The following is a 21,483-nucleotide window of genomic DNA, read 5'->3' on the forward strand; positions in this document are numbered from 1 at the left end:
TTGGCTGCCAAGAAAAAACCTGCACCCAAGCGTGGCGCCAGCCGTTACCAGGCCCCGGCCAAGAAGCCGATTCCGGGCTGGTTGTGGCTGGCCATCGGCCTGACCATCGGGGCCTTCATCGTGTTCTTGATGAAGCTCGAACCAGGAAAAGGCGGCGACAGCGTCAAGCGCGAGAAGATCGAACAGCAGAAAGCCAGCAAGATCGCCGAGGCCAACAAGACCCCGCCGAGCCCGCAGCAACCGGTGAAGCCGAAATACGACTTCTATACCCTGCTGCCGGAATCGGAGGTCATCGTGCCGCCGGAAGCGGTGCCGGAAAAAACCCTGCCGACGCCTCAAGTGCCGCCAGTGCCGACCACTCCGGTAACCCCGGCGGAAGCGGCGAAGATCGACACCGCCCGGGCCCAGGCGGCCCTGGCCGGGATCACCCCGCCGCCGGCACCACCGGTGGCCAAGGCGGCGCCGGTGACCAAGTTCTTCCTCCAGGCCGGTTCGTTCCGCAAGGAAGCCGATGCCGACAAGGTCCGCGCGCAGATCATTCTGCTGGGCCAGTCGGTCTCGGTGGAATCCGGCACGGTGAAGGATGAAACCTGGTACCGGGTATTGGTGGGCCCGTTCAGCAACCGCGAACAGCTCACCGTGGCACAGAAGCAACTGGCCGGCGCCGGCTTCAGCAATCTGCTGTTACAACAGCGTCAGAGCCGCTAAACCGACCGCCAAGCGGTTGATCCCAGGCAAGCCCGCTCCCACGCACCCTGTAGGAGCGGGCTTGCCCGCGCAGCTTTCAAGCCTTGCGCCAAATACCGCCGGTCCCCCGCTACAGCCTCCGGTTGAAAAACTCCCAGCCACCCCCATATGAGTTTCCATCAGGGCACTTTCGCCCCGCTGTGTGGAGACTCCCCCCTTGACCACCATCGTTTCAGTCCGCCGCCACGGCAAAGTCGTCATGGGCGGCGACGGCCAGGTTTCTCTCGGCAACACCGTGATGAAAGGCAACGCGAAAAAAGTCCGCCGCCTCTATCACGGCCAGGTCATCGCCGGCTTTGCCGGGGCCACCGCCGACGCCTTCACCCTGTTCGAGCGCTTTGAAGGCCAACTGGAGAAGCACCAGGGCCATCTGGTTCGCGCCGCTGTCGAGCTGGCCAAGGAATGGCGTACCGATCGCTCCCTGAGCCGCCTGGAAGCCATGCTGGCCGTGGCCAACAAGGATGCGTCCTTGATCATCACCGGCAACGGCGATGTGGTTGAGCCCGAAGACGGCCTGATCGCCATGGGTTCCGGTGGCGCCTACGCCCAGGCCGCCGCCAGCGCCCTGCTGAAAAAGACCGACCTGTCGGCCCGTGAAATCGTCGAGACCGCCCTCGGCATCGCCGGCGACATCTGTGTATTCACCAACCACACTCAAACCATCGAGGAGCAGGATCTCGCGGAATAAGCCTGTTGCGGCGCTTGCGCCACGGCATTCATTCTTGCTTGAGGACCGCCAATTACTATGTCCATGACACCCCGCGAAATCGTCCACGAACTCAATCGCCATATCATCGGCCAGGACGATGCCAAGCGCGCCGTCGCTATCGCCCTGCGCAACCGCTGGCGCCGCATGCAGCTGCCGGCCGAGCTGCGCGTTGAAGTGACCCCCAAGAACATCCTGATGATCGGCCCGACCGGTGTCGGCAAGACCGAAATCGCCCGTCGCCTGGCCAAGCTGGCCAACGCGCCATTCATCAAGGTCGAAGCCACCAAGTTCACCGAAGTCGGCTACGTTGGCCGCGACGTCGAATCGATCATTCGTGACCTCGCCGACGCAGCGATCAAGATGTTCCGCGAACAGGAAATGATCCGCGTTCGCCATCGCGCCGAAGACGCCGCCGAAGAGCGCATCCTCGATGCCCTGCTGCCACCGGCACGCACCGGTTTCAACAGTGACGACGCGGCCCCGGCCCATGATTCCAACACCCGCCAGCTGTTCCGCAAGCGCCTGCGCGAAGGCCAGCTGGACGACAAGGAAATCGAGATCGAAGTGGCGGAAGCCGCGGGCGTCGACATTTCTGCGCCGCCGGGCATGGAAGAGATGACCAACCAGCTGCAGAACCTGTTCGCCAACATGGGCAAGGGCAAGCGCAAGAACCGCAAGCTCAAGGTCAAGGAAGCGCTGAAGCTGGTGCGCGACGAAGAGGCCAGCCGCCTGGTCAATGACGAAGAGCTCAAGGCCAAGGCCCTGGAAGCCGTCGAGCAGCACGGTATCGTGTTCATCGACGAAATCGACAAGGTGGCCAAGCGCGGCAATGCCGGCGGCGTCGACGTCTCCCGCGAAGGCGTGCAGCGCGACCTGCTGCCGCTGATCGAGGGCTGCACCGTCAACACCAAGCTGGGCATGGTCAAGACCGACCACATCCTGTTCATCGCCTCCGGCGCCTTCCACCTGAGCAAGCCCAGCGACCTGGTGCCGGAACTGCAAGGCCGCCTGCCAATCCGCGTGGAACTCAAGGCGCTGTCGCCGGAAGACTTCGAGCGCATCCTTAGCGAGCCTCACGCGTCGCTGACCGAGCAGTACCGCGAGCTGCTGAAGACCGAAGGCCTGAGCATCGAGTTCCTGCCTGACGGTATCAAGCGCCTGGCGGAGATCGCCTGGCAGGTCAACGAGAAGACCGAGAACATCGGTGCCCGTCGCCTGCACACCCTGCTCGAGCGCCTGCTGGAAGAGGTGTCGTTCAGCGCCGGTGACCTGGCCAGCGCCCACAGCGAAGAGCCAATCCGCATCGACGCCGCCTACGTCAACAGCCACCTGGGCGAATTGGCGCAGAACGAAGACCTTTCCCGTTATATCCTCTAAGCGACAAGCTTTGAGCCTCAAGCTGCAAGTTGATCGCGGTCATCTTGTAGCTTGTAGCTTGCAGCTTTAAGCTGCCCTCATGACTAAACTCCCCACCGGTATCAACCTGCACAAAGCCTCGAAAACCCTGACCCTGACCTACGGGCCGGACGAGGTCTATCACCTGCCTGCGGAACTCCTGCGGGTGCATTCTCCCTCTGCCGAGGTCCAGGGCCACGGCAAGCCCATCCTGCAATTCGGCAAGCTCGGCGTCGGCCTGAGCAAAGTCGAACCGGCAGGCCAGTACGCACTGAAATTGACCTTCGACGACGGTCATGACAGTGGACTGTTCACCTGGGACTACCTCTATCAACTGGCGCTGCGCCAGGACGAGTTGTGGAACGACTATCTAGCGGAACTCAAGGCCGCCGGAAAATCCCGCGACCCAAACGAGTCCATCGTCAAGCTGATGCTCTAGCTCAAGCCTTCGACGGTTTAGAAGGCATTTTCTAATTCCATCTGTTTGAATGCTGGGCGGTATGGCCAATGAATGGCCTGCTTGCGGAAAAAATTAAACTCGGGTAACCAATGGAGCTGGCAAGTTCCCTGCAGAGCTTTCGCAACAAAAAGCAGCGGTACGCAATCAACGGTCACCCGAGCAGTAGTACCTGGCATCGTGCTGTGTGACTGCACAGCAGGTCCGGTACTCGTCTCAGGACAATGGAGCGTCGTAGATGAGTAACAAGAATAACGATGACCTGAAACGCCAAGCCTCGGAAAACACCCTGGGGCTCAATCCGGTCATCGGCTTGCGTAGAAAGGATCTGCTTACTTCTGCTCGAATGGTGCTTGCCCAGGCCATCAAACAACCTATCCACAGTGTCAAGCACGTCGCCCATTTCGGCCTTGAGCTGAAGAACGTGATATTCGGCCAATCGACCCTGCAGCCTGAGAGCGACGACCGTCGCTTCAACGACCCGGCGTGGAGCCAGAACCCGCTGTACAAACGCTATCTGCAAACCTACCTGGCGTGGCGCAAGGAACTCCACGAGTGGATCGGCGACAGCAACCTGTCCGACCAGGACATCAGCCGCGGGCACTTCGTGATCAACCTGATGACCGAAGCCATGGCCCCGACCAACAGCATGGCCAACCCGGCTGCGGTCAAGCGCTTCTTCGAAACCGGCGGCAAGAGCCTGCTGGACGGCCTGTCCCACCTGGCCAAGGACCTGGTGCAGAACGGCGGCATGCCCAGCCAGGTCAACATGGACGCCTTCGAAGTCGGCAAGAACCTCGGCACCAGCGAAGGCGCGGTGGTGTTCCGCAATGATGTGCTGGAGCTGATCCAGTACCGGCCGATCACCGAGCAGGTGCATGAACGTCCGCTGCTGGTGGTACCGCCACAGATCAACAAGTTCTACGTGTTCGACCTCAGCCCGGACAAGAGCCTGGCGCGCTTCTGCCTGCGCAACAACGTGCAGACCTTCATCGTCAGCTGGCGCAACCCCACCAAGGCGCAGCGTGAGTGGGGCCTGTCCACCTACATCGAAGCCCTGAAGGAAGCCGTCGACGTGGTCACCGCGATCACCGGCAGCAAGGACGTGAACATGCTCGGTGCCTGCTCCGGCGGCATCACCTGCACCGCGCTGCTGGGCCACTACGCGGCGCTGGGGCAGAAGAAGGTCAATGCCCTGACCCTGCTGGTCAGCGTGCTCGACACCACCCTGGATACCCAGGTGGCGCTGTTCGTCGACGAACAGACCCTGGAAGCCGCCAAGCGCCATTCCTATCAGGCGGGGGTCCTCGAAGGCCGCGACATGGCCAAGGTGTTCGCCTGGATGCGCCCCAACGACCTGATCTGGAACTACTGGGTCAACAACTACCTGCTGGGCAACGAACCGCCGGTATTCGACATCCTGTTCTGGAACAACGACACCACCCGCCTGCCCGCGGCGTTCCACGGCGACCTGATCGAGATGTTCAAGAACAACCCATTGACCCGGGCCGATGCACTGGAAGTGTGCGGCACGCCGATCGACCTGAAGCAGGTGACTGCCGATATCTTCTCCCTGGCCGGTACCAACGATCACATCACCCCGTGGAAGTCCTGCTACAAGTCGGCACAGCTGTTTGGCGGCAAGGTCGAGTTCGTGCTTTCCAGCAGCGGGCATATCCAGAGCATCCTGAACCCGCCCGGCAACCCCAAGGCGCGCTACATGACCAGCAGCGATATTCCGGCCTGCCCCGATCAGTGGCAGGAAAACTCGATCAAGCACACCGATTCCTGGTGGCTGCATTGGCAAGCCTGGCAGGCCGAGCGCTCAGGCGAGCTGAAACCGTCACCGACCATCCTGGGCAACAAGAAGTACCCAGCCGCCGAGGCAGCACCCGGGACCTACGTTCACGAGCGCTGAGTGCTGACCATCGACACGGCGGCGCCAGGAGGCACCGCCAAGCCCTATTCTTGGTAAGAGGCTCGGCCTCAGAACATCTTCAAGGTGCCCGGGAAGGCACCTGCAACGGTTTAATTCACAGGGCTACGGCATGCCACACTCATTCATATTCCGCACCGTCGACCTGGATGGCCAGACCATCCGCACCGCGGTACGCCCAGGCAAGCCGCACTTGACGCCGCTGCTGATCTTCAACGGTATCGGCGCCAACCTGGAGCTGGTGTTTCCGTTTGTCCAGGCCCTGGATCCAGACCTGGAAGTGATCGCCTTCGACGTTCCCGGTGTCGGAGGCTCCTCCACCCCGAGCCGGCCCTACCGCTTTCCCGGGCTGGCCAAGCTGACCGCACGGATGCTCGACTACCTGGACTATGGCCAGGTCAACGCCGTGGGCGTGTCCTGGGGCGGAGCGCTGGCCCAGCAGTTCGCCTACGACTACCCCGAACGCTGCAAGAAGCTGGTGCTGGCGGCCACCGCCGCCGGGGCGTTCATGGTGCCGGGCAAACCCAAGGTGCTGTGGATGATGGCCAGCCCACGGCGCTATGTGCAGCCTTCCCATGTGATACGCATCGCGCCGCTGATCTATGGCGGCTCATTCCGGCGCGACCCGAGCCTGGCAGCGGAGCACGCGGCCAAGGTGCGCTCGGCCGGCAAGCTCGGCTACTACTGGCAGCTGTTCGCGGGCATGGGCTGGACCAGCATTCACTGGCTGCACAAGATCCACCAGCCGACCCTGGTGCTGGCCGGTGACGACGACCCGCTGATCCCCCTGATCAACATGCGCATGCTGGCCTGGCGGATACCCAACGCCCAATTGCACATCATCGATGATGGCCATTTGTTCCTGATCACACGGGCCGAGGCCGTTGCCCCCATCATCATGAAGTTCCTCCAGGAAGAACGGCAGCGTGCGGTGATGCACCCCCATCCACTGCCTTCGCACCCAACGAAGTAAAAGAACTCTGTCGACAGGATCGTCGCGCGCAAGAAAGGCCAGGACCGACTATGTTGTCTGTCTTGGATTGGTCTGCTTGTTAGTGGCTTGACGAAGGAGTGTTGACTCATGCAAGACAAACCTGCGACGGGCTCGTTGCCCTCACCCGCCGCGTATATCAATGCGCAGAGCGCGATCACCGGTCTGCGCGGCCGGGACCTGTTCTCCACCTTACGCAGCCTGGCAGCCCACAGCCTGCGCAACCCGTTGCACAGTGCCCGGCATACCCTGGCGTTGAGCAGCCAGCTGGGGCGCGTGCTACTGGGGGATACCCTGCACAAGACCAACCCCAAGGACACCCGTTTTGCCGACCCGGCCTGGAGCCTCAACCCCTTTTACAAACGAGGCTTGCAGGCGTACCTGAGCTGGCAGAAACAGGTCCGCCACTGGATCGACGACAGCGGCATGAGCGAAGACGACAAGGCCCGTGCACACTTTGCCTTTTCCCTGCTCAATGACGCCGTCGCGCCCTCCAACACCTTGCTCAACCCCCTGGCCCTCAAGGAGATCTTCAACACCGGGGGCAACAGCGTGGTGCGTGGCATCGGCAACTTGCTGAATGACTTGCTGCACAACAACGGGCTGCCCAGCCAGGTGACCAAGCACGCCTTCGAAGTCGGCAAGAACCTGGCCGTCACTCAAGGTTCGGTGGTGTTTCGCAGCGAGCTGCTGGAGCTGATCCAGTACAGCCCCATGAGTGAAAAGCAGTACGCCAAGCCGCTGCTGATCGTGCCGCCGCAAATCAACAAGTACTACATCTTCGACCTGAGTCCGGCCAACAGCTTCGTCCAGCACGCGCTGAAGAATGGCCTGCAGGTCTTCATGATCAGCTGGCGCAACCCGGATGTGCGGCACCGTGAATGGGGCTTGTCGACCTACGTCGAGGCGGTCGAGGAGGCGCTGAATGTCACCCGGGCGATCAGCGGCAGTCGCGAAGCCAACCTGGTGGGCGCCTGTGCCGGCGGCCTGACCATTGCGGCCCTGCAAGGCCACCTGCAGGCCAAGCGCCAACTGCGCCGGGTGTCCAGCGCGACTTATCTGGTGAGCCTGCTGGACAGCCAGATGGACAGCCCGGCAACGCTGTTCGCCGACGAAAAGACCCTGGAGGCGGCCAAGCGTCGCTCCTATCAGCAAGGGGTGCTGGACGGTCGCGACATGGCCAAGGTGTTCGCCTGGATGCGCCCCAACGACCTGATCTGGAACTACTGGATCAACAACTACCTGCTGGGCAAGGAGCCGCCAGTCTTCGACATTCTCTACTGGAACAACGACAGCACTCGCTTGCCGGCCGCGCTGCACGGTGACCTGCTGGATTTCTTCAAGCACAACCCGCTAAGCCACGAAGGCGGGCTGGAAGTCTGCGGCACACCGATCGACCTGCAGAAAGTCACGGTGGACAGTTTCAGCGTGGCCGGAATCAACGACCACATCACGCCCTGGGACGCGGTCTATCGCTCGACCCTGCTGCTGGGCGGCGAGCGGCGCTTCGTGCTGTCCAACAGCGGGCATGTGCAGAGCATCCTCAACCCGCCGAGCAACCCCAAGGCCAACTATGTGGAGAACCGCAAGCTCAGCAGCGATCCCCGGGCCTGGTACTACGATGCGGAGCACGTCGACGGCAGTTGGTGGAGCCAATGGCTGACCTGGGTCCAGGAACGCTCCGGAGCGCAGCGGGAAACCCTGACCACCCTCGGCAACCAGAACTACCCACCGATGGAGGATGCCCCCGGCACCTACGTGCGCGTGCGCTGAAAACACTTTGCAGCACGACTCCATGCCGGAGTCGTGCCCTTCAATGGACCGACAAGAAATCAGGATGAAAACCCGCGATCGGATACTCGAATGTGCCCTGCAACTGTTCAACCAGAAGGGCGAGCCCAATGTCTCGACCATGGAGGTGGCCAACGAGATGGGCATCAGCCCCGGCAACCTCTATTACCACTTCCACGGCAAGGAACCGCTGGTGCTCGGCCTGTTCGAGCGCTTTCAGAACGAGCTGACGCCGCTGCTGGATCCACCGCCCGACGTCCAGCTGGCAGCGGAAGACTACTGGCTGTTCCTGCACCTGATCGTCGAACGCCTGGCCCACTACCGCTTTCTGTTCCAGGACCTGTCGAACCTGGCCGGACGCCTGCCGAAACTGGCCAAGGGCATTCGCAACCTGCTCAATGCCTTGAAGCGCACCCTGGCCTCCTTGCTGGCCCGGCTCAAGGCCCAGGGGCAACTGGTCAGCGGCACTCAGGCCCTGGGGCAGCTGGTGGAACAGATCACCATGACCCTGCTGTTCTCCCTGGATTACCAGCGGATACTCGATCGCGAAGGCGAGGTCCGCCTGGTGGTCTACCAGATCATGATGCTGGTGGCGCCGCACCTGCTGCCACCCGCGAAGATGGCCACCGAACAGCTGGCGCTGCGCTACCTGGATGAGCAGGGGTAAGCGGAATCAGCGAATGCGGCCCATGAAAAACGCCCGGTCTTTACAGGCCGGGCGTTGTGTATTCCTGAGGCAATCAGGACTGGCTGCTGGGCGTCGCTGGAGCTGGCGCGGCAGTCGGGGTTGCAACAGGGCTTGGCGCCACGGCGGAGTTCGCCGAACTGGCCGGTGCAGCAGCTGCAGGTTTTGCCGCAACAGCAGGCTTGGCGGCAGCAGGCTTCTTGGCCACTGGCTTTTTCGCTGCCGCAGGCTTGGCCGCGGGTTTCGCAGCTGGCTTGGCCGCTGCGGTCTTTACCGCCGGCTTGGCGGCGGGCTTGGCCGCAGGTTTAGCTGCGGGTTTGGCCGCAACAGGCTTGGCAGCCGGTTTGGCGGCAGGCTTGGCAGCGGCCGTTTTCGCTGCTGGCTTGGCAGCGGCCTTGGCGACAGGTTTAGCCGTAGGCTTGGCCAGCGGTTTGGCGGCAGCGGCTTTCGCTGCAACCGGCGCAACCTTGGCACCTGTGAGTTTTTCAATCTGCTTGGTCAGGGTGTCGACCTTTTCATGCAGGGCCTTGACCTCGTTGCGGCTCGGTACGCCCAAACGCGAGATGGCACTGTTCAAGCGCTTGTCGAAAGCACCTTCCAGCTCATCCCACTTGCCCAGAGCGCGGTCCTTGACGTCACTGATGCGCGACTTGGCCGAACTTGCGGAATCTTTGGCCGCATCAACTTTCTTGCCAACTACGCTCTTGGTCAGTTTCTCGGCTTTCTCGCCATCTTTGACCAGTGTCTCGAAAAGCTTGCTGCCGTCAGAGTCGATTTTCGAGTACACGCCTAAACCAGCAAGCCAAATTTTACGGGAGTACTCTTCGACTTTCCCGATCCACGAGCTGCCTTCTTTTTCAGTATTCTTTTTACCAGCCATCCCGTTCTCCTTAATGTTTACGCGCGACACGTTCGAGCAACGCCGTCAGCTCATCGAGCTTAGCAGAGAGTGTCTCAACGTCATGTTTAGACGGAATGCCGATACGATTCAAGGCACTGGCGACGCGCGTGTCAAAAGCCTTCTCGACCTTGTCCAGTTGCACTTCGACTTTGCCTTTAAGAGTACTGACATCCCCTTTAACGCTATCAATCTGACTGTTGGCGGCTTCAAGTTGTTCAGTGACAACTTTTTTGCCTTTCTTTTCAACGGATTGACCCGCCTTGATCAACTCTTGAAAGTACTCGCTGCCTTCCTGACCCACTTTGGCGTAGGCACCCAGGCCTGCCAGCCAGATCTTGCGGGCATAGGATTTGACTTCACTCAGAGCAGTCGATTGGGCATCAACCTTTTTCTTCAGAATTACTTTGGCCATGGTGCACCTCACGCGCAGAAGGTTTGAGGAACTGCCCTCGGAACGAGGACCTGAGGCACAACCTAGAGAGAAAAATTAGAATCGGCACCCTAACAAATGTCATCAATTCATGTAGGAGCCGGCTCGCCGGCAAGGCGCTTTGCCTGGCACCGTTGCAGTGCCTGCGAGTCGCCGGCAAGCCGGCTCCTGCGGGCCAGATCAGGCCAGGGCCTTGTCCAGGGCCTTTTCGATTTCCGACTTGATGGTGCCGCTCATGGCCGACATCAACATTCCCAGTTCCACGTCGACGCGAATCGACTCTTCGCCCACATGCACCGCGCCTTTGACCCCGGAGCGCTTGAGGTTCAGCGTATCGCCTGCCCACTGCGGCTCCAGGCCATATTGATCGGCGAGCTTCTGCGCCAGTTTGTCGGCCTTTTCACGGGCTGCCTGCTTACCCAGGCCATGGGCACGTTCAACACTAATACGGGCCATTGAAGGACTCCTGCTGTTTCCGGACTTGCCTGAAGCATCTTGACCCTGCGTGCGTCAAAACGTCCCGGCGGATCGCTATCTTACATTCAGCCTTGCCAAGACAAAGACCGCCACCGGCATTAGAATGTCGCGCATTCTCTTTTGGTGACAGCGATATGACTGATCAGCGCAAAGGCAGCGATGCCGAACCCACCACTCACTTCGGCTTCAAGAATGTTCCTGAAAGCCAGAAAGCGGAAAAAGTCGCTGAGGTGTTCCACTCGGTAGCGGCCAAGTACGACTTGATGAACGACGTGCTGTCCGGTGGCATGCACCGTCTGTGGAAACGCTTCACGATCGAGCTGTCCGGCGTGCGCGCCGGCAACCGCGTGCTGGACATCGCCGGTGGCACTGGCGACCTGACCAAGCGTTTCTCGCACCTGGTCGGCCCGACCGGCCAAGTGGTGCTGGCCGACATCAACGAATCCATGCTCAAGGTCGGTCGTGACCGCCTGCTGGACCTGGGTGTGGCCGGCAATGTCGAATTCGTCCAGGCCGATGCGGAAAAACTGCCATTCCCGGACAACCATTTCGACTGCGTGACCATCGCCTTCGGCCTGCGCAACGTGACCCACAAGGAAGACGCCCTGCGCTCCATGCTGCGGGTGCTCAAGCCAGGTGGCCGCCTGTTGGTGCTGGAATTCTCCAAGCCGACCAACGCGCTGATGTCCAAGGTCTACGACGCCTATTCGTTCGCCTTCATGCCCCTGGCCGGCAAGCTGATCACCAACGACTCGGAAAGCTACCGCTACCTGGCCGAATCGATCCGCATGCACCCCAACCAGGAAACCCTGAAGTCGATGATGGTCGAGGCCGGCTTCGACCGCGTGACCTATCACAACATGACCGCAGGCATTGTCGCCCTGCACCGCGGCATCAAGCCCTGATGTTGCTCAGCGGCCTGCTCGCCAGCGTCGAGACCGGCATCAATCGGGTGCTGCGCCTGGACAGCACGGCCCTGCCGCGCCTGCAGCACCTCAATGGCAAGGTGATCGCCGTGGATTGCCGCAGCCCGGCACTGCAGCTGTTCATCCTGCCCAGCGATGAAGGCCTGATGCTCGCCAGCCAGTGGGCCGCGGACCCGGACTGTACCCTGCGCGCGCCGGCATCGAGCCTGGCGCGCCTGGCCTTGAGCAAGGACAAGACCGCGGTCCTGCACAGCCCCGAAGTAGAGCTGGAAGGCGACAGCGGCGTGCTGCTGGACCTGGCGGCGATCCTCCAGGACCTGGAGCTGGACTGGGAATACGAACTCTCGCGCTGGCTGGGCCCGGTGGCCACCCAGCTGTTCAGTGGCCATGTGCGCAGCCGCGCCCGCTGGTATCAGCAAGGATTTGCCAGCCTCAACCAGAACCTCGCCGAATTCCTCGCCGAAGAATCGCGGACCCTGGTGGGTCAGCGCGAAGCTGAAGCGCGCTTTCGCGAGCTGGATCAGGCCAAACTCGACCTGGAACGTCTCGAGGCGCGCTTCGAGCGCCTTTCCCGATCCCTTGACCCAAGCGATAACGCATGAAGCTGCTTGCCGTCCGCCGTCTGTTGCGCATCCAGCGCGTCGTGATCCGCTACCGCCTCGATGACCTGCTGTTCGCCCTGCCCCTGCCCTGGTTTCTCCTGGCCCTGCGCTTCGCCCTGCCCTGGCGCTGGTTCCCGCGCAAGCCGCTGGACCTGAGCCGTGGTGCCCGCCTGCGCCTGGCGCTGCAGGACCTGGGGCCGATCTTCATCAAGTTCGGGCAGATCCTCTCCACCCGCCGCGACCTGCTGCCGGAAGACATCGCCGACGAGCTGATGCTGCTGCAGGACCGGGTGCCGCCCTTCGACTCGCAAAAGTCCGTGGCCCTGATCGAAGAACAACTGGGCAAGAAGATCAGCGACGTGTTCAGCCGCTTTGACATCGACCCCCTGGCCTCGGCCTCGGTGGCCCAGGTCCACGCCGCCAAGCTCAAGACCGGTGAAGAAGTGGTGGTCAAGGTGATCCGCCCCGGGCTCAAACCGATCATCGCCCAGGACCTGGCGTGGCTGTTCATCCTCGCCCGCGCCGCGGAAAAGCTCTCTGCCGACGCGCGCCTGCTGCACCCGGTGGACGTGGTCAGCGACTACGAGAAAACCATCTACGACGAGCTCGACCTGCTGCGCGAGGCGGCCAACGCCAGCCAGCTCAAGCGCAACTTCGAAGGTTCGCCGCTGCTTTATGTGCCCCAGGTCTACTGGGACTGGTGCCGGCCGAAAGTGCTGGTGATGGAGCGCATCTACGGCATTCAGGTGACCGACCTGGCCACCCTGGCCGACCAGCGCACCGACATGAAGATGCTCGCCGAGCGCGGCGTGGAGATCTTCTTCACCCAGGTGTTCCGCGACAGTTTCTTCCACGCCGACATGCACCCGGGCAACATCTTCGTCAGCACCGTGCAGCCCTGGAGCCCGCAGTACATTGCCATCGACTGTGGCATCGTCGGCAGCCTGACCCCGGAAGACCAGGATTACCTGGCACGCAACCTGTTCGCCTTCTTCAAGCGCGACTACCGTCGCGTGGCCCAGTTGCACATCGACTCCGGCTGGGTCCCGGCAGAAACCAAGCTCAACGAATTCGAGGCGGCGATCCGCACCGTGTGCGAGCCGATCTTCGAAAAGCCGCTGAAGGACATTTCCTTTGGCCAGGTGCTGATGCGCCTGTTCCAGACCGCCCGGCGCTTCAACATGGAAGTGCAGCCGCAACTGGTGCTGCTGCAGAAAACCCTGCTCAACATCGAGGGCCTGGGGCGCCAGCTGTACCCGGAACTGGACCTGTGGAACACCGCGCAGCCCTTCCTCGAACGCTGGATGCGCGAACGGGTCAGCCCCAAGGCCGTGCTCGGCAATATCCACAGCCAGATCGAACAACTGCCGCACCTGGCCAACATGACCCGCGACCTGCTGGAACGCATGTCGCAGCCACACGCTGCCGACCCTCCGGCGCCCTGGCACAAGCGCAAGGACGACTGGTTCCTGCGCCTGCTGGGCACCGCCCATCTGGGTGGCGGCGCCGTTCTGGCCGCCGGTGGTCCGCTGCATGAGCTGGGGCACTGGCCTGCTGGCATCATGATTGCGGTCGGTTTGTATCTGATCGTTCGCCGATAGCCAGTGGCGCGACCTGCTGGCAAACTGTCGAAATAGCCGAGGCGTCACCAGCGGGTTGCGCCCGGTTGTCGGAGTCGAAAATGAAAGATTGGCTGGACCAGATCAAATGGGACGCGGACGGCCTGGTGCCGGCCATCGCCCAGGACCACAAGACCGGGCGCGTGCTGATGATGGCCTGGATGAACCGCGAGGCCCTGAGCCTGACCGCCGCCGAGAACCGCGCCATTTATTGGTCACGTTCCCGTGGCAAGCTATGGCGCAAGGGCGAAGAGTCCGGGCACGTGCAGAAACTGCATGAGATGCGCCTGGACTGCGACGCGGACGTGATCATCCTGATGGTCGAGCAGATCGGCGACATTGCCTGTCACACCGGCCGCCACAGCTGTTTCTACCGCGTCTATGAAGACGGCGAGTGGAAAACCGTCGAACCGGTCCTCAAGGACCCGCACGCGATTTATTCTGCAGGACACTGACATGAGCGATACCCTCACCCGTCTGGCCCAAGTGCTGGAAGAGCGTAAAGACGCCGCAGCCGACAGCTCCTACGTGGCCAGCCTGTATCACAAGGGCCTGAACAAGATTCTGGAAAAAGTCGGCGAAGAGTCGGTGGAAACCATCATTGCCGCCAAGGACGCCGCCATCAGCGGCGACTGCAGCGATGTGATCTATGAAACCGCGGACCTGTGGTTCCATACCTTGGTCATGCTGGCGCAGCTGGGTCAGCACCCCCAGGCCGTGCTCGATGAGCTGGACCGCCGCTTCGGTCTGTCCGGACACGCCGAGAAAGCCTCGCGTCCGTCCGCCTGAACAACTTTCTAAGAGGAAACGCAGCATGGGCATTTTTGACTGGAAACACTGGATCGTCATCCTGGTGGTCGTGGTACTGGTATTCGGCACCAAGAAGCTCAAGAACCTGGGCACCGACGTCGGCGAATCGATCAAGGGCTTTCGCAAGGCCATGAACGACGACGAAAAACCTGCCGAACCCGTTGTACCGCCAGCCGCGCAGCCCGTGCCACCGGTTCAGCCACAGCAAAGCGCTCCGCTGAACCAGCCGCACACCATCGACGTGCAGGCACAAAAAGTCGAAGAGCCGACCCGCAAAGACTCGTGAGCACTGACTAATGTTTGGTATCAGCTTCTCTGAACTGCTGCTGGTGGGCCTGGTGGCCCTGCTGGTGCTCGGCCCCGAGCGCCTGCCTGGCGCGGCGCGTACCGCCGGCCTGTGGGTCGGGCGCCTGAAGCGCAGCTTCAACGCGATAAAACAGGAAGTTGAACGTGAGATCGGGGCCGACGAGATCCGTCGGCAACTGCACAACGAGCACATTCTGTCCCTGGAACAGGAGGCGCGGAAAATCCTCGCCCCGACCCAGCAGCAACCGACGCCCGTGGAGCCTGTGGCCGAGCAGACGATCCACGCGCCAGGCACCGCGCCGCTGGCCGAAGCCTCGCCTGTCAGCGAGGTGCCCGCCCCCGCGGCACCAACATCGGCACCGACCGCAGAGCCAGCAGCCCCGGTGGCAACACCCGCCACCACGGCCTCCCACGACTCCACCTTGCCGCCGCGAGCACCATGAGCGATATCCCAGAGAACGACCAACACATGCCGCTGGTATCGCACCTCACCGAGTTGCGTACCCGCCTGCTGCGCTGCGTAGCGGCGATCTTCATCATCTTCGCCGGGTTGTTCGCCTTCACCCAGCAGATCTACACCATCGTCTCCACGCCACTGCGCCAGTACCTGCCAGTCGGCGCGACGATGATTGCCACCGACGTCGCCTCGCCGTTTCTCACGCCGTTGAAGCTGACGATGATGGTCTCGCTGTTCCTGGCCATTCCGGTGATCCTGCACCAGATCTGGGGCTTTATCGCACCCGGCCTGTACAAGCATGAGAAGCGCATTGCCGTGCCCTTGCTGGTGTCGAGCATCCTGCTGTTCTACATCGGCATGGCGTTCGCCTACTTCCTGGTGTTCCCGCTGATCTTCAAGTTCTTCGCCGCCGCCACCCCGGCCGGCGTGGAAATGATGACCGATATCACCAGCTACCTCGATTTCGTCATGACCCTGTTCTTCGCCTTCGGCGTGGCCTTCGAAATCCCGGTGGCCGTGGTCCTGCTGGTGTGGATCGGCGTGGTCAACGTGGCGTACCTGCGCAAGATCCGCCCCTATGTGATCATCGGCTGCTTCGTGGTGGGGATGATCCTCACGCCGCCGGACATCTTTTCGCAAACCTTGCTGGCCGTCCCCATGTGGCTGCTGTTCGAGATCGGCGTGCTGTTCGGCGGGCTGATCAGCAAGCGTGGCGAGCATCCGGACGATGCACCGACTGACGACCACAACGACCAGCCGCCAGCGACCCAAGCGTGAACCTGCTGCTTCTGGAGGAGGCCGACTTCATCGCGGCCGACCGAGTGGTGCTGCGCGATCGGCGCCTGACCCACATGCAGGAAGTGCATCGGGTAGCGGTAGGCGACAGCCTGCGCGTAGGGCGCCTTGGCGGCTTGATGGGTAGCGCACAGGTACTGCGCCTGGAAGCACGCGAAGCCGAGCTGCAAGTCACCCTGGAGCAAGCGCCACCGGCCAAGCTGCCGCTGACCCTGGTACTGGCCCTGCCGCGGCCGAAGATGCTGCGCCGGGTATTCCAGACCGTGGCCAGCATGGGCGTGCCACGGCTGGTGCTGGTCAACAGCTACCGGGTCGAGAAGAGTTTCTGGCAGACCCCGTTCCTTGAACCTGAAGCCATTCGCGAACAACTGGTCCTTGGCCTGGAGCAGGCGCGTGACAGCGTACTGCCGGACGTGGTCATCGAGAAACGCTTCAAGCCCTTCGTTGAAGACCGCTTGCCCGCCTTGAGTGCCGGCACCCTGGGATTGGTGGGCCACCCAGGCCAGTACCCGCCTTGCCCACGCGGCCTGGATCAGCCGGTGACCCTGGCCATCGGCCCGGAAGGCGGCTGGATTCCCTACGAGATCGACCTGCTGGGCAAGGCCGGATTGCAACCGGTACAACTCGGCGAACGCATCCTGCGAGTGGAAACCGCCGTCACCGCCCTTCTTGCCCGCCTGTTCTGAGGTTCGACCCGGCGCCAGCCGGGCCTGCCGCCAGTAATGGCAAATCGCTATTTCGCTACAGAACCCGGGGTTCCCGCCGATAGCCTATGGTTAAGCCCATATTGCTAAAAGGGAGTTCGCAGCATGTACCGTTGGCTAGCCAAAAACCTCGGAAACTTGAGCGTCAGCCTGAAGCTCGGCATCGGCTTCGGCCTGGTACTGCTGCTGACCCTGGTGATCACAGCCACCGGCTGGACAGGCCTGGGCGGGGTGATTGATCGCGGCGACAAACTGGGCAATATCTCCACCCTCTACGCCATGACCAAGGACCTGCGGATCGCCCGTCTCAACTACGAGATGCTCCACGGCGAACAGGGCCCCACCGCAGTCAACGACACGCTCAAACAGCTCGACGAAGGCCTGCAAGCGGCTCGCGCGCAATTGCAGCAACCCGAAAGCATCGCCATGGTCGAGCAGCAACTGGAAGCCGTCGCCGAGTACCACAGGGCCTTTAACGACATGACCCAAGCCACCGCCGCCCGCGAGGCCGCCCGCTCGCAGCTCGGTGCCAGCGCGGACAATGCCGTGGCTCGAGTGGCCGAAGTCGAGAAGTCGCTGCTGCAAGGCGACAGCGTGGCTCAGTTCAACAACGTCATCGACCTCTCCAAGCTGATCCAGCAGGCGCGTTTCCAGGTTCGCGGCTACACCTACAGCGGCAAGCCCGAAGCCAAGCAGCCGGCCCTGGACGCCATCGACAACGCCCTGAACAACCTCACCAGCCTGCCCACGCGCCTGCCGGACCAGCACCTTGCCAACCTGCAACAGGCCAGCGACTCGCTCAAGGCCTACCGCGCCGCCGTCAGCGCCTTCAGCGACTCCGAGGAAGCCAGCGCCGCCGCCCTCAAGCGCATGGCCGCCCAGGGCGACCGGCTGATGAGCCTGAGCAAGCAACTGACCGTCACGCAGACCGCCAAGCGTGACAGCGAAGCCAGCCAAGCCAAGAGCACCCTGTTGATCGCCACCCTGCTGGCCCTGGTATTCGGCCTGATCGCCGCCTGGGCCATTACCCGGCAGATCATCCAGCCCCTGCAACAGACCCTCAAGGCCGCCGAACGAGTGGCTTCCGGCGACCTCAGCCAGGACCTGACGGTAGACCGGCGCGACGAGCTGGGCCAACTACAGAAGGCCATGCAGCGCATGACCCTGGGCCTGCGGGAGTTGATTGGCGGCATCAGCGACGGCGTGACCCAGATCGCCAGCGCCGCCGAGCAACTGTCCGCCGTCACCGAGCAGACCAGCGCCGGGGTCAACAGCCAGAAGGTCGAGACCGACCAGGTGGCCACCGCCATGAATGAAATGGCCGCCACGGTGCAGGAAGTCGCGCGCAACGCCGAAGAGGCTTCGGAAGCCGCAGTAGCCGCCGACCAGCAGGCACGCGAAGGTGATCGCGTGGTCAACGAAGCCATCGCCCAGATCGAGCGCCTGGCCAGCGAGGTGGGCCATTCCACCGAAGCCATGGGCCTCCTCAAGCAGGAAAGCGACAAGATCGGCAGCGTGCTGGACGTGATCAAATCCGTGGCCCAGCAGACCAACCTGCTGGCCCTCAACGCCGCCATCGAAGCGGCGCGGGCCGGTGAAGCCGGGCGTGGTTTTGCCGTGGTGGCGGACGAAGTGCGCAGCCTGGCGCAACGCACCCAGCAATCCACCGAAGAAATCGCCGAGTTGATCGTCGGCCTGCAAAGCGGCACCCAGCAGGTGGCCAGCACCCTGGACACCAGCCGCAGCCTGAGCGACAGCAGCGTTGAGCTGACCCGCCGGGCCGGTGGCTCGCTGGAAAACATCACCCGCACCGTGTCGGCGATCCAGGCGATGAACCAGCAGATCGCCGCCGCTGCCGAGCAGCAGAGCGCCGTGGCCGAGGAGATCAACCGCAGCGTGTTGAATGTGCGTGATGTGTCCGAACAGACGTCATCGGCCAGCGAGGAAACCGCGGCCTCCAGCGCCGAGCTGGCGCGGTTGGGGATTCACTTGCAGAGCCTGGTGGGGCGCTTCCGGGTCTGAGCCGCTTCGCCGGCAAGCCGGCTCCTACAGGGAAATGCAGGAGCCGGCCTGTCGGCACAGGCCTTACAGCACCTGACGCAGGAAAGCCTGGGCCCGTGGGTCTTTCGGTGCCTCGAAGAAGACATCCGGCGCCGCATCTTCCAGCAGCTTGCCGTGATCGAAGAACAGCACCCGATCCGCCACTTCCCGGGCGAACCCCATTTCGTGGGTGACGCACACCATGGTCATGCCTTCCAGGGCCAGGGTCTTCATCACGTCCAGCACCTCGCCGACCATTTCCGGGTCCAGCGCCGAGGTCGGCTCGTCGAACAGCATCACCTTGGGCTCCATCGCCAGGGCCCGGGCAATCGCCACCCGCTGCTGCTGGCCGCCGGAAAGCCGTGAAGGAAACTCGTGGGCCTTCTGTGCGATACCGACCTTCTCCAACAGCGCCAGGGCCTTGGCCTCGCGCTCCTGCTTGCCCCGCTTGCGCACCACCTTCTGCGCCAGGCAGAGGTTTTCCAGCACGGTCATGTGGGGAAACAGATTGAAGTGCTGAAACACCATGCCGACTTCCCGGCGATAGGCGTTCACGTCGGTCTTGGGATCGGCCAGTTGCAGGCCGTCGATGCTCACCGAACCCGAATCGAACGCTTCCAGGCCATTGAGGCAGCGCAGGAAGGTCGACTTGCCGGAACCGGAAGGACCGATCACCACCAGCACCTCGCCCTTGGCCACTCGGGTGGTGACGTTATCCACCGCGCGCACCACCTGGCCGCGGGTGTCGAAGACTTTTACCAGATCGCGGACTTCAATCACTTTGCGCGAGCCTCCGCTCAAGCCGGCTGGCCATCTTCGACAGCGGCAGGTTGATCAACAAATACAGGCCCGCCACACAGAACAGGATCTCGAACGGCGAGAACGAGGTGGTGATGACTTCCCGGCCGCTCTTGAGCAGCTCGGTAATGGCAATCACCGACACCAGCGAGGTGTCCTTGACCAGGCTGATGAATTGCCCGGCCAGGGGCGGCAGCACCCGCTTGAAGGCCTGGGGCAGCACCACATGGCGCATCGACTGGCCAGCGCTGAGCCCCAGGGAGCGGGCGGCTTCGTTCTGGCCGCGGGCGATGGACTGCACCCCGGCGCGAACGATCTCCGCCACATAGGCCCCGGTGAACAGCGACAGCGCGGCGATCCCGGCGAACTCCCGGGACAGGTTGAGCACCGTGCCGATAAAGAAATAGAAGATGAAGATCTGCACCAGCAACGGCGTGCCGCGCACCAACTCGACATAGATCGTCGACAGGTCGCGCAGGGTCGGGTTGTTCGACAGCCGGCACAAGCCGGTGCCCAGGCCAATGAACAACCCCAGTACCCCGGACACCACCGATAACCACAAGGTGGTCCACAGGCCCCACAACAGCGGGCCCGCGGCCCAGTGCCGGGTCACGCCGATGACATCGCCTTCGGCCACGTCATCGCCGCTGGCCACCTGCAGGCTGCTTTCATCGACGCTCAGATGCTGCTCGGCACCGGAGTCACCGCGCAGCGTGACTTGAGCCTTGCCGCCCTGGCGCACAACCTCGGCGACGGTGGAGATTTCCGCCGCACGCTGGGACTCTTCGGCCTGATAGGCGAAGTACTGGGGGACACGGTTCCAGCGCCACTCGTAAGACATCAACGAGGTGGCGTAGTACAGCGCGCCGGCCAGACCGATCAGCACCAGCACGGTCAGCACGTGCCAGGGCCATTGGGCTTTCTTGTGTTTGTTCACTTTGCAGGTTCCAGCGGTTTGCAGCGGGGAGGTTCGGCAGAGCCCGGGCGGGCATCATCACGAGCAAGCTCGTTCCTACAAAAACGCCGTACGTCCTGTAGGAGCGAGCTTGCTCGCGATCAACCACAAATCAGTTGCCTGACACCTATTCCATGTCCTTGAGCCACTCGGTGCTCTTGAACCACTTGTCATGGATGCGATCGTAGGTGCCGTCTTCGTGGATCTGGTGCAGGAAGTTGTTGATGAAGTTGATGCTGTCGTAGTCGCCCTTCTTCAGGCCGAAGGCCAGCGGCTCGTAGGTGAACGGCTTGTCGAGGAATACCAGCTTGCCATTGCCCACTTTGTTGACCGCCACCACGTTGTACGGGGCGTCATAGATGAAGGCGTCGGCCTTGCCGTTGACCACGTCCAGCACCGCTTCCTGCTCGTTGTCGTAGCCGTGGTACTTGGCCTTGGCGATCAGCTTCTTGGCGACCATTTCACCGGTGGTGCCCAGCTTGGAGGTGATGCGGTAATCGGCGCTGTTCAGGTCCTTGTAGGACTTGATGGTGCCTTCCAGGTCCTTGCGGATCAGCAGGGTCTGACCGACCACGATGAAGGGTTCGCTGAAGTTCAGGCGCAGGTTGCGTTCCTGGGTCAGGGTCATGCCGCTGCCGATCATGTCGAACTTGTCGGTCAGCAGGGCCGGGATGATGCCGTCATAGCCGGTCGAGACCATCTCCAGCTTGACCCCCATGGACTTGGCCATGGCTTTGAGCAGGTCGACTTCGAAACCGATGATTTCGCCGCGCTTGTTGGTCATTTCGAACGGCATGTAGGTCGGGTCCATGCCGACCTTCAGCGTGCCGCGCTTGACCGCATCGTCGATGGCGCCGGCCTGGGCCGTGTTGACCGCCAGCAGTGCCGCGGCACCTGCCAGCAACAGCGAAAGATACTTCTTCATCTCAAGTCCCCTGAAGCCATTTTATTG

24 protein-coding genes and 1 pseudogene are annotated in these 21,483 nt (G+C 62.4%); 19 read left to right on the plus strand and 6 right to left on the minus strand.

Translation table 11 applies throughout. From position 1 onward, the window contains the following. From LXM55_RS18605 to LXM55_RS18640, 8 genes are all read left to right on the plus strand, one after another. The gene (locus tag LXM55_RS18605) at nucleotides 1-708 is read left to right on the plus strand and encodes an SPOR domain-containing protein (RefSeq protein ID WP_123725060.1); all 708 of its coding nucleotides are present in this window, start codon (nucleotides 1-3) and stop codon (nucleotides 706-708) included. Nucleotides 709-904: 196 nt separating this feature from the next. Continuing rightward, a complete protein-coding gene (hslV, locus tag LXM55_RS18610; RefSeq protein ID WP_003186641.1) occupies nucleotides 905-1,435 on the plus strand; it encodes an ATP-dependent protease subunit HslV in 531 nt (176 codons plus the stop codon). Between the two features lie 57 nt (nucleotides 1,436-1,492). Next, nucleotides 1,493-2,833 (plus strand): ATP-dependent protease ATPase subunit HslU, encoded by a 1,341-nt coding sequence (gene hslU, locus LXM55_RS18615; RefSeq protein ID WP_233321720.1) that lies wholly within the window; start codon nucleotides 1,493-1,495, stop codon nucleotides 2,831-2,833. 79 nt (nucleotides 2,834-2,912) lie between these two features. After that, nucleotides 2,913-3,290 carry a gamma-butyrobetaine hydroxylase-like domain-containing protein gene (locus LXM55_RS18620; RefSeq protein WP_233321721.1) on the plus strand — a complete coding sequence of 126 codons (378 nt, stop codon included), beginning with the start codon at nucleotides 2,913-2,915 and terminating at the stop codon, nucleotides 3,288-3,290. Nucleotides 3,291-3,546: 256 nt separating this feature from the next. Continuing rightward, the gene (phaC, locus tag LXM55_RS18625; protein ID WP_233321722.1) at nucleotides 3,547-5,226 is read left to right on the plus strand and encodes a class II poly(R)-hydroxyalkanoic acid synthase; all 1,680 of its coding nucleotides are present in this window, start codon (nucleotides 3,547-3,549) and stop codon (nucleotides 5,224-5,226) included. A 130-nt stretch (nucleotides 5,227-5,356) separates the two neighbouring features. Beyond that, nucleotides 5,357-6,217: a poly(3-hydroxyalkanoate) depolymerase gene (gene phaZ / locus LXM55_RS18630; RefSeq protein WP_233321723.1), complete on the plus strand. Its 861-nt coding sequence runs from the start codon at nucleotides 5,357-5,359 to the stop codon at nucleotides 6,215-6,217. A 108-nt stretch (nucleotides 6,218-6,325) separates the two neighbouring features. Further along, on the plus strand, nucleotides 6,326-8,008 hold the full coding sequence (gene phaC / locus LXM55_RS18635; protein WP_233321724.1) for a class II poly(R)-hydroxyalkanoic acid synthase: 1,683 nt from the start codon (nucleotides 6,326-6,328) through the stop codon (nucleotides 8,006-8,008). A gap of 64 nt (nucleotides 8,009-8,072) precedes the next feature. Next, nucleotides 8,073-8,693 (plus strand): TetR/AcrR family transcriptional regulator, encoded by a 621-nt coding sequence (locus tag LXM55_RS18640; RefSeq protein ID WP_233321726.1) that lies wholly within the window; start codon nucleotides 8,073-8,075, stop codon nucleotides 8,691-8,693. A gap of 73 nt (nucleotides 8,694-8,766) precedes the next feature. On the opposite strand, the gene LXM55_RS18645 is transcribed toward LXM55_RS18640, so the two are convergent. The 3 genes from LXM55_RS18645 to LXM55_RS18655 all read right to left on the minus strand — a co-directional run bounded on the left by LXM55_RS18645 (nucleotide 8,767) and on the right by LXM55_RS18655 (nucleotide 10,498). Next, on the minus strand, nucleotides 8,767-9,591 hold the full coding sequence (locus LXM55_RS18645) for a phasin family protein (RefSeq protein WP_233321728.1): 825 nt from the start codon (nucleotides 9,589-9,591) through the stop codon (nucleotides 8,767-8,769). A gap of 10 nt (nucleotides 9,592-9,601) precedes the next feature. Further along, a complete protein-coding gene (locus tag LXM55_RS18650; RefSeq protein WP_233321729.1) occupies nucleotides 9,602-10,024 on the minus strand; it encodes a phasin family protein in 423 nt (140 codons plus the stop codon). A 198-nt stretch (nucleotides 10,025-10,222) separates the two neighbouring features. Next, the gene (locus tag LXM55_RS18655; RefSeq protein ID WP_233321730.1) at nucleotides 10,223-10,498 is read right to left on the minus strand and encodes a polyhydroxyalkanoic acid system family protein; all 276 of its coding nucleotides are present in this window, start codon (nucleotides 10,496-10,498) and stop codon (nucleotides 10,223-10,225) included. Nucleotides 10,499-10,653: 155 nt separating this feature from the next. On the opposite strand from LXM55_RS18655, the gene ubiE reads away from it, so the two are divergent. The 11 genes and pseudogenes from ubiE to LXM55_RS32735 all read left to right on the plus strand — a co-directional run bounded on the left by ubiE (nucleotide 10,654) and on the right by LXM55_RS32735 (nucleotide 18,760). Continuing rightward, a complete protein-coding gene (gene ubiE / locus LXM55_RS18660) occupies nucleotides 10,654-11,424 on the plus strand; it encodes a bifunctional demethylmenaquinone methyltransferase/2-methoxy-6-polyprenyl-1,4-benzoquinol methylase UbiE (protein WP_011058802.1) in 771 nt (256 codons plus the stop codon). Continuing rightward, entirely contained in the window at nucleotides 11,424-12,047 is a 624-nt protein-coding gene (locus LXM55_RS18665) for a ubiquinone biosynthesis accessory factor UbiJ (protein WP_233321731.1), read from the plus strand. The genes ubiE and LXM55_RS18665 overlap by 1 nt, the downstream gene beginning before the upstream one ends. Continuing rightward, entirely contained in the window at nucleotides 12,044-13,648 is a 1,605-nt protein-coding gene (gene ubiB / locus LXM55_RS18670; protein ID WP_233321732.1) for a ubiquinone biosynthesis regulatory protein kinase UbiB, read from the plus strand. Before LXM55_RS18665 ends, ubiB begins: the two co-directional genes overlap by 4 nt. A gap of 80 nt (nucleotides 13,649-13,728) precedes the next feature. After that, the gene (hisI, locus tag LXM55_RS18675) at nucleotides 13,729-14,121 is read left to right on the plus strand and encodes a phosphoribosyl-AMP cyclohydrolase (RefSeq protein ID WP_011058799.1); all 393 of its coding nucleotides are present in this window, start codon (nucleotides 13,729-13,731) and stop codon (nucleotides 14,119-14,121) included. 1 nt (nucleotide 14,122) lies between these two features. Continuing rightward, nucleotides 14,123-14,455 (plus strand): phosphoribosyl-ATP diphosphatase, encoded by a 333-nt coding sequence (locus tag LXM55_RS18680; RefSeq protein ID WP_011058798.1) that lies wholly within the window; start codon nucleotides 14,123-14,125, stop codon nucleotides 14,453-14,455. A gap of 25 nt (nucleotides 14,456-14,480) precedes the next feature. After that, a complete protein-coding gene (locus LXM55_RS18685; RefSeq protein WP_011058797.1) occupies nucleotides 14,481-14,762 on the plus strand; it encodes a twin-arginine translocase TatA/TatE family subunit in 282 nt (93 codons plus the stop codon). 10 nt (nucleotides 14,763-14,772) lie between these two features. Next, the gene (tatB, locus tag LXM55_RS18690; RefSeq protein WP_233321733.1) at nucleotides 14,773-15,225 is read left to right on the plus strand and encodes a Sec-independent protein translocase protein TatB; all 453 of its coding nucleotides are present in this window, start codon (nucleotides 14,773-14,775) and stop codon (nucleotides 15,223-15,225) included. Beyond that, nucleotides 15,222-16,016: a twin-arginine translocase subunit TatC gene (gene tatC / locus LXM55_RS18695; protein ID WP_233321734.1), complete on the plus strand. Its 795-nt coding sequence runs from the start codon at nucleotides 15,222-15,224 to the stop codon at nucleotides 16,014-16,016. The genes tatB and tatC overlap by 4 nt, the downstream gene beginning before the upstream one ends. Then, a complete protein-coding gene (locus LXM55_RS18700; RefSeq protein ID WP_233321736.1) occupies nucleotides 16,013-16,720 on the plus strand; it encodes a 16S rRNA (uracil(1498)-N(3))-methyltransferase in 708 nt (235 codons plus the stop codon). Before tatC ends, LXM55_RS18700 begins: the two co-directional genes overlap by 4 nt. A 123-nt stretch (nucleotides 16,721-16,843) precedes the next feature. After that, a pseudogene (locus tag LXM55_RS32730) lies at nucleotides 16,844-17,854 on the plus strand (methyl-accepting chemotaxis protein); the annotation flags it as partial. Nucleotides 17,855-18,055: 201 nt separating this feature from the next. Then, nucleotides 18,056-18,760 carry a methyl-accepting chemotaxis protein gene (locus LXM55_RS32735; protein WP_442799773.1) on the plus strand — a complete coding sequence of 235 codons (705 nt, stop codon included), beginning with the start codon at nucleotides 18,056-18,058 and terminating at the stop codon, nucleotides 18,758-18,760. 63 nt (nucleotides 18,761-18,823) lie between these two features. On the opposite strand, the gene LXM55_RS18710 is transcribed toward LXM55_RS32735, so the two are convergent. The 3 genes from LXM55_RS18710 to LXM55_RS18720 form a co-directional block, all read right to left on the minus strand. After that, nucleotides 18,824-19,558 carry an amino acid ABC transporter ATP-binding protein gene (locus LXM55_RS18710; RefSeq protein WP_233321738.1) on the minus strand — a complete coding sequence of 245 codons (735 nt, stop codon included), beginning with the start codon at nucleotides 19,556-19,558 and terminating at the stop codon, nucleotides 18,824-18,826. Next, nucleotides 19,551-20,513: an amino acid ABC transporter permease gene (locus LXM55_RS18715; protein ID WP_233321740.1), complete on the minus strand. Its 963-nt coding sequence runs from the start codon at nucleotides 20,511-20,513 to the stop codon at nucleotides 19,551-19,553. Before LXM55_RS18715 ends, LXM55_RS18710 begins: the two co-directional genes overlap by 8 nt. Before the next feature lie 145 nt (nucleotides 20,514-20,658). Next, nucleotides 20,659-21,456 (minus strand): transporter substrate-binding domain-containing protein, encoded by a 798-nt coding sequence (locus tag LXM55_RS18720; protein WP_019095754.1) that lies wholly within the window; start codon nucleotides 21,454-21,456, stop codon nucleotides 20,659-20,661. Between the last annotated feature and the right edge of the window lie 27 nt (nucleotides 21,457-21,483).

It is taken from the genome of Pseudomonas sp. Au-Pse12 (genome assembly GCF_021341665.1).
Taxonomy (GTDB): Bacteria; Pseudomonadota; Gammaproteobacteria; order Pseudomonadales; family Pseudomonadaceae; genus Aquipseudomonas.

Excerpts from the sequence above, each read along its gene's own strand:
- ubiE (WP_011058802.1), top strand. The coding sequence starts at position 10,654 with ATGACTGATCAGCGCAAAGGCAGCGATGCCGAACCCACCACTCACTTC.
- LXM55_RS18665 (WP_233321731.1), top strand. The coding sequence starts at position 11,424 with ATGTTGCTCAGCGGCCTGCTCGCCAGCGTCGAGACCGGCATCAATCGG.
- phaC (WP_233321722.1), top strand. The coding sequence starts at position 3,547 with ATGAGTAACAAGAATAACGATGACCTGAAACGCCAAGCCTCGGAAAAC.
- LXM55_RS18655 (WP_233321730.1), bottom strand. The coding sequence starts at position 10,498 with ATGGCCCGTATTAGTGTTGAACGTGCCCATGGCCTGGGTAAGCAGGCA.
- LXM55_RS32735 (WP_442799773.1), top strand. The coding sequence starts at position 18,056 with ATGGCCGCCACGGTGCAGGAAGTCGCGCGCAACGCCGAAGAGGCTTCG.
- tatB (WP_233321733.1), top strand. The coding sequence starts at position 14,773 with ATGTTTGGTATCAGCTTCTCTGAACTGCTGCTGGTGGGCCTGGTGGCC.
- LXM55_RS18620 (WP_233321721.1), top strand. The coding sequence starts at position 2,913 with ATGACTAAACTCCCCACCGGTATCAACCTGCACAAAGCCTCGAAAACC.
- tatC (WP_233321734.1), top strand. The coding sequence starts at position 15,222 with ATGAGCGATATCCCAGAGAACGACCAACACATGCCGCTGGTATCGCAC.
- LXM55_RS18645 (WP_233321728.1), bottom strand. The coding sequence starts at position 9,591 with ATGGCTGGTAAAAAGAATACTGAAAAAGAAGGCAGCTCGTGGATCGGG.
- LXM55_RS18685 (WP_011058797.1), top strand. The coding sequence starts at position 14,481 with ATGGGCATTTTTGACTGGAAACACTGGATCGTCATCCTGGTGGTCGTG.
- phaZ (WP_233321723.1), top strand. The coding sequence starts at position 5,357 with ATGCCACACTCATTCATATTCCGCACCGTCGACCTGGATGGCCAGACC.
- LXM55_RS18680 (WP_011058798.1), top strand. The coding sequence starts at position 14,123 with ATGAGCGATACCCTCACCCGTCTGGCCCAAGTGCTGGAAGAGCGTAAA.
- hslU (WP_233321720.1), top strand. The coding sequence starts at position 1,493 with ATGTCCATGACACCCCGCGAAATCGTCCACGAACTCAATCGCCATATC.
- LXM55_RS18650 (WP_233321729.1), bottom strand. The coding sequence starts at position 10,024 with ATGGCCAAAGTAATTCTGAAGAAAAAGGTTGATGCCCAATCGACTGCT.
- hisI (WP_011058799.1), top strand. The coding sequence starts at position 13,729 with ATGAAAGATTGGCTGGACCAGATCAAATGGGACGCGGACGGCCTGGTG.
- LXM55_RS18720 (WP_019095754.1), bottom strand. The coding sequence starts at position 21,456 with ATGAAGAAGTATCTTTCGCTGTTGCTGGCAGGTGCCGCGGCACTGCTG.
- phaC (WP_233321724.1), top strand. The coding sequence starts at position 6,326 with ATGCAAGACAAACCTGCGACGGGCTCGTTGCCCTCACCCGCCGCGTAT.
- LXM55_RS18640 (WP_233321726.1), top strand. The coding sequence starts at position 8,073 with ATGAAAACCCGCGATCGGATACTCGAATGTGCCCTGCAACTGTTCAAC.
- ubiB (WP_233321732.1), top strand. The coding sequence starts at position 12,044 with ATGAAGCTGCTTGCCGTCCGCCGTCTGTTGCGCATCCAGCGCGTCGTG.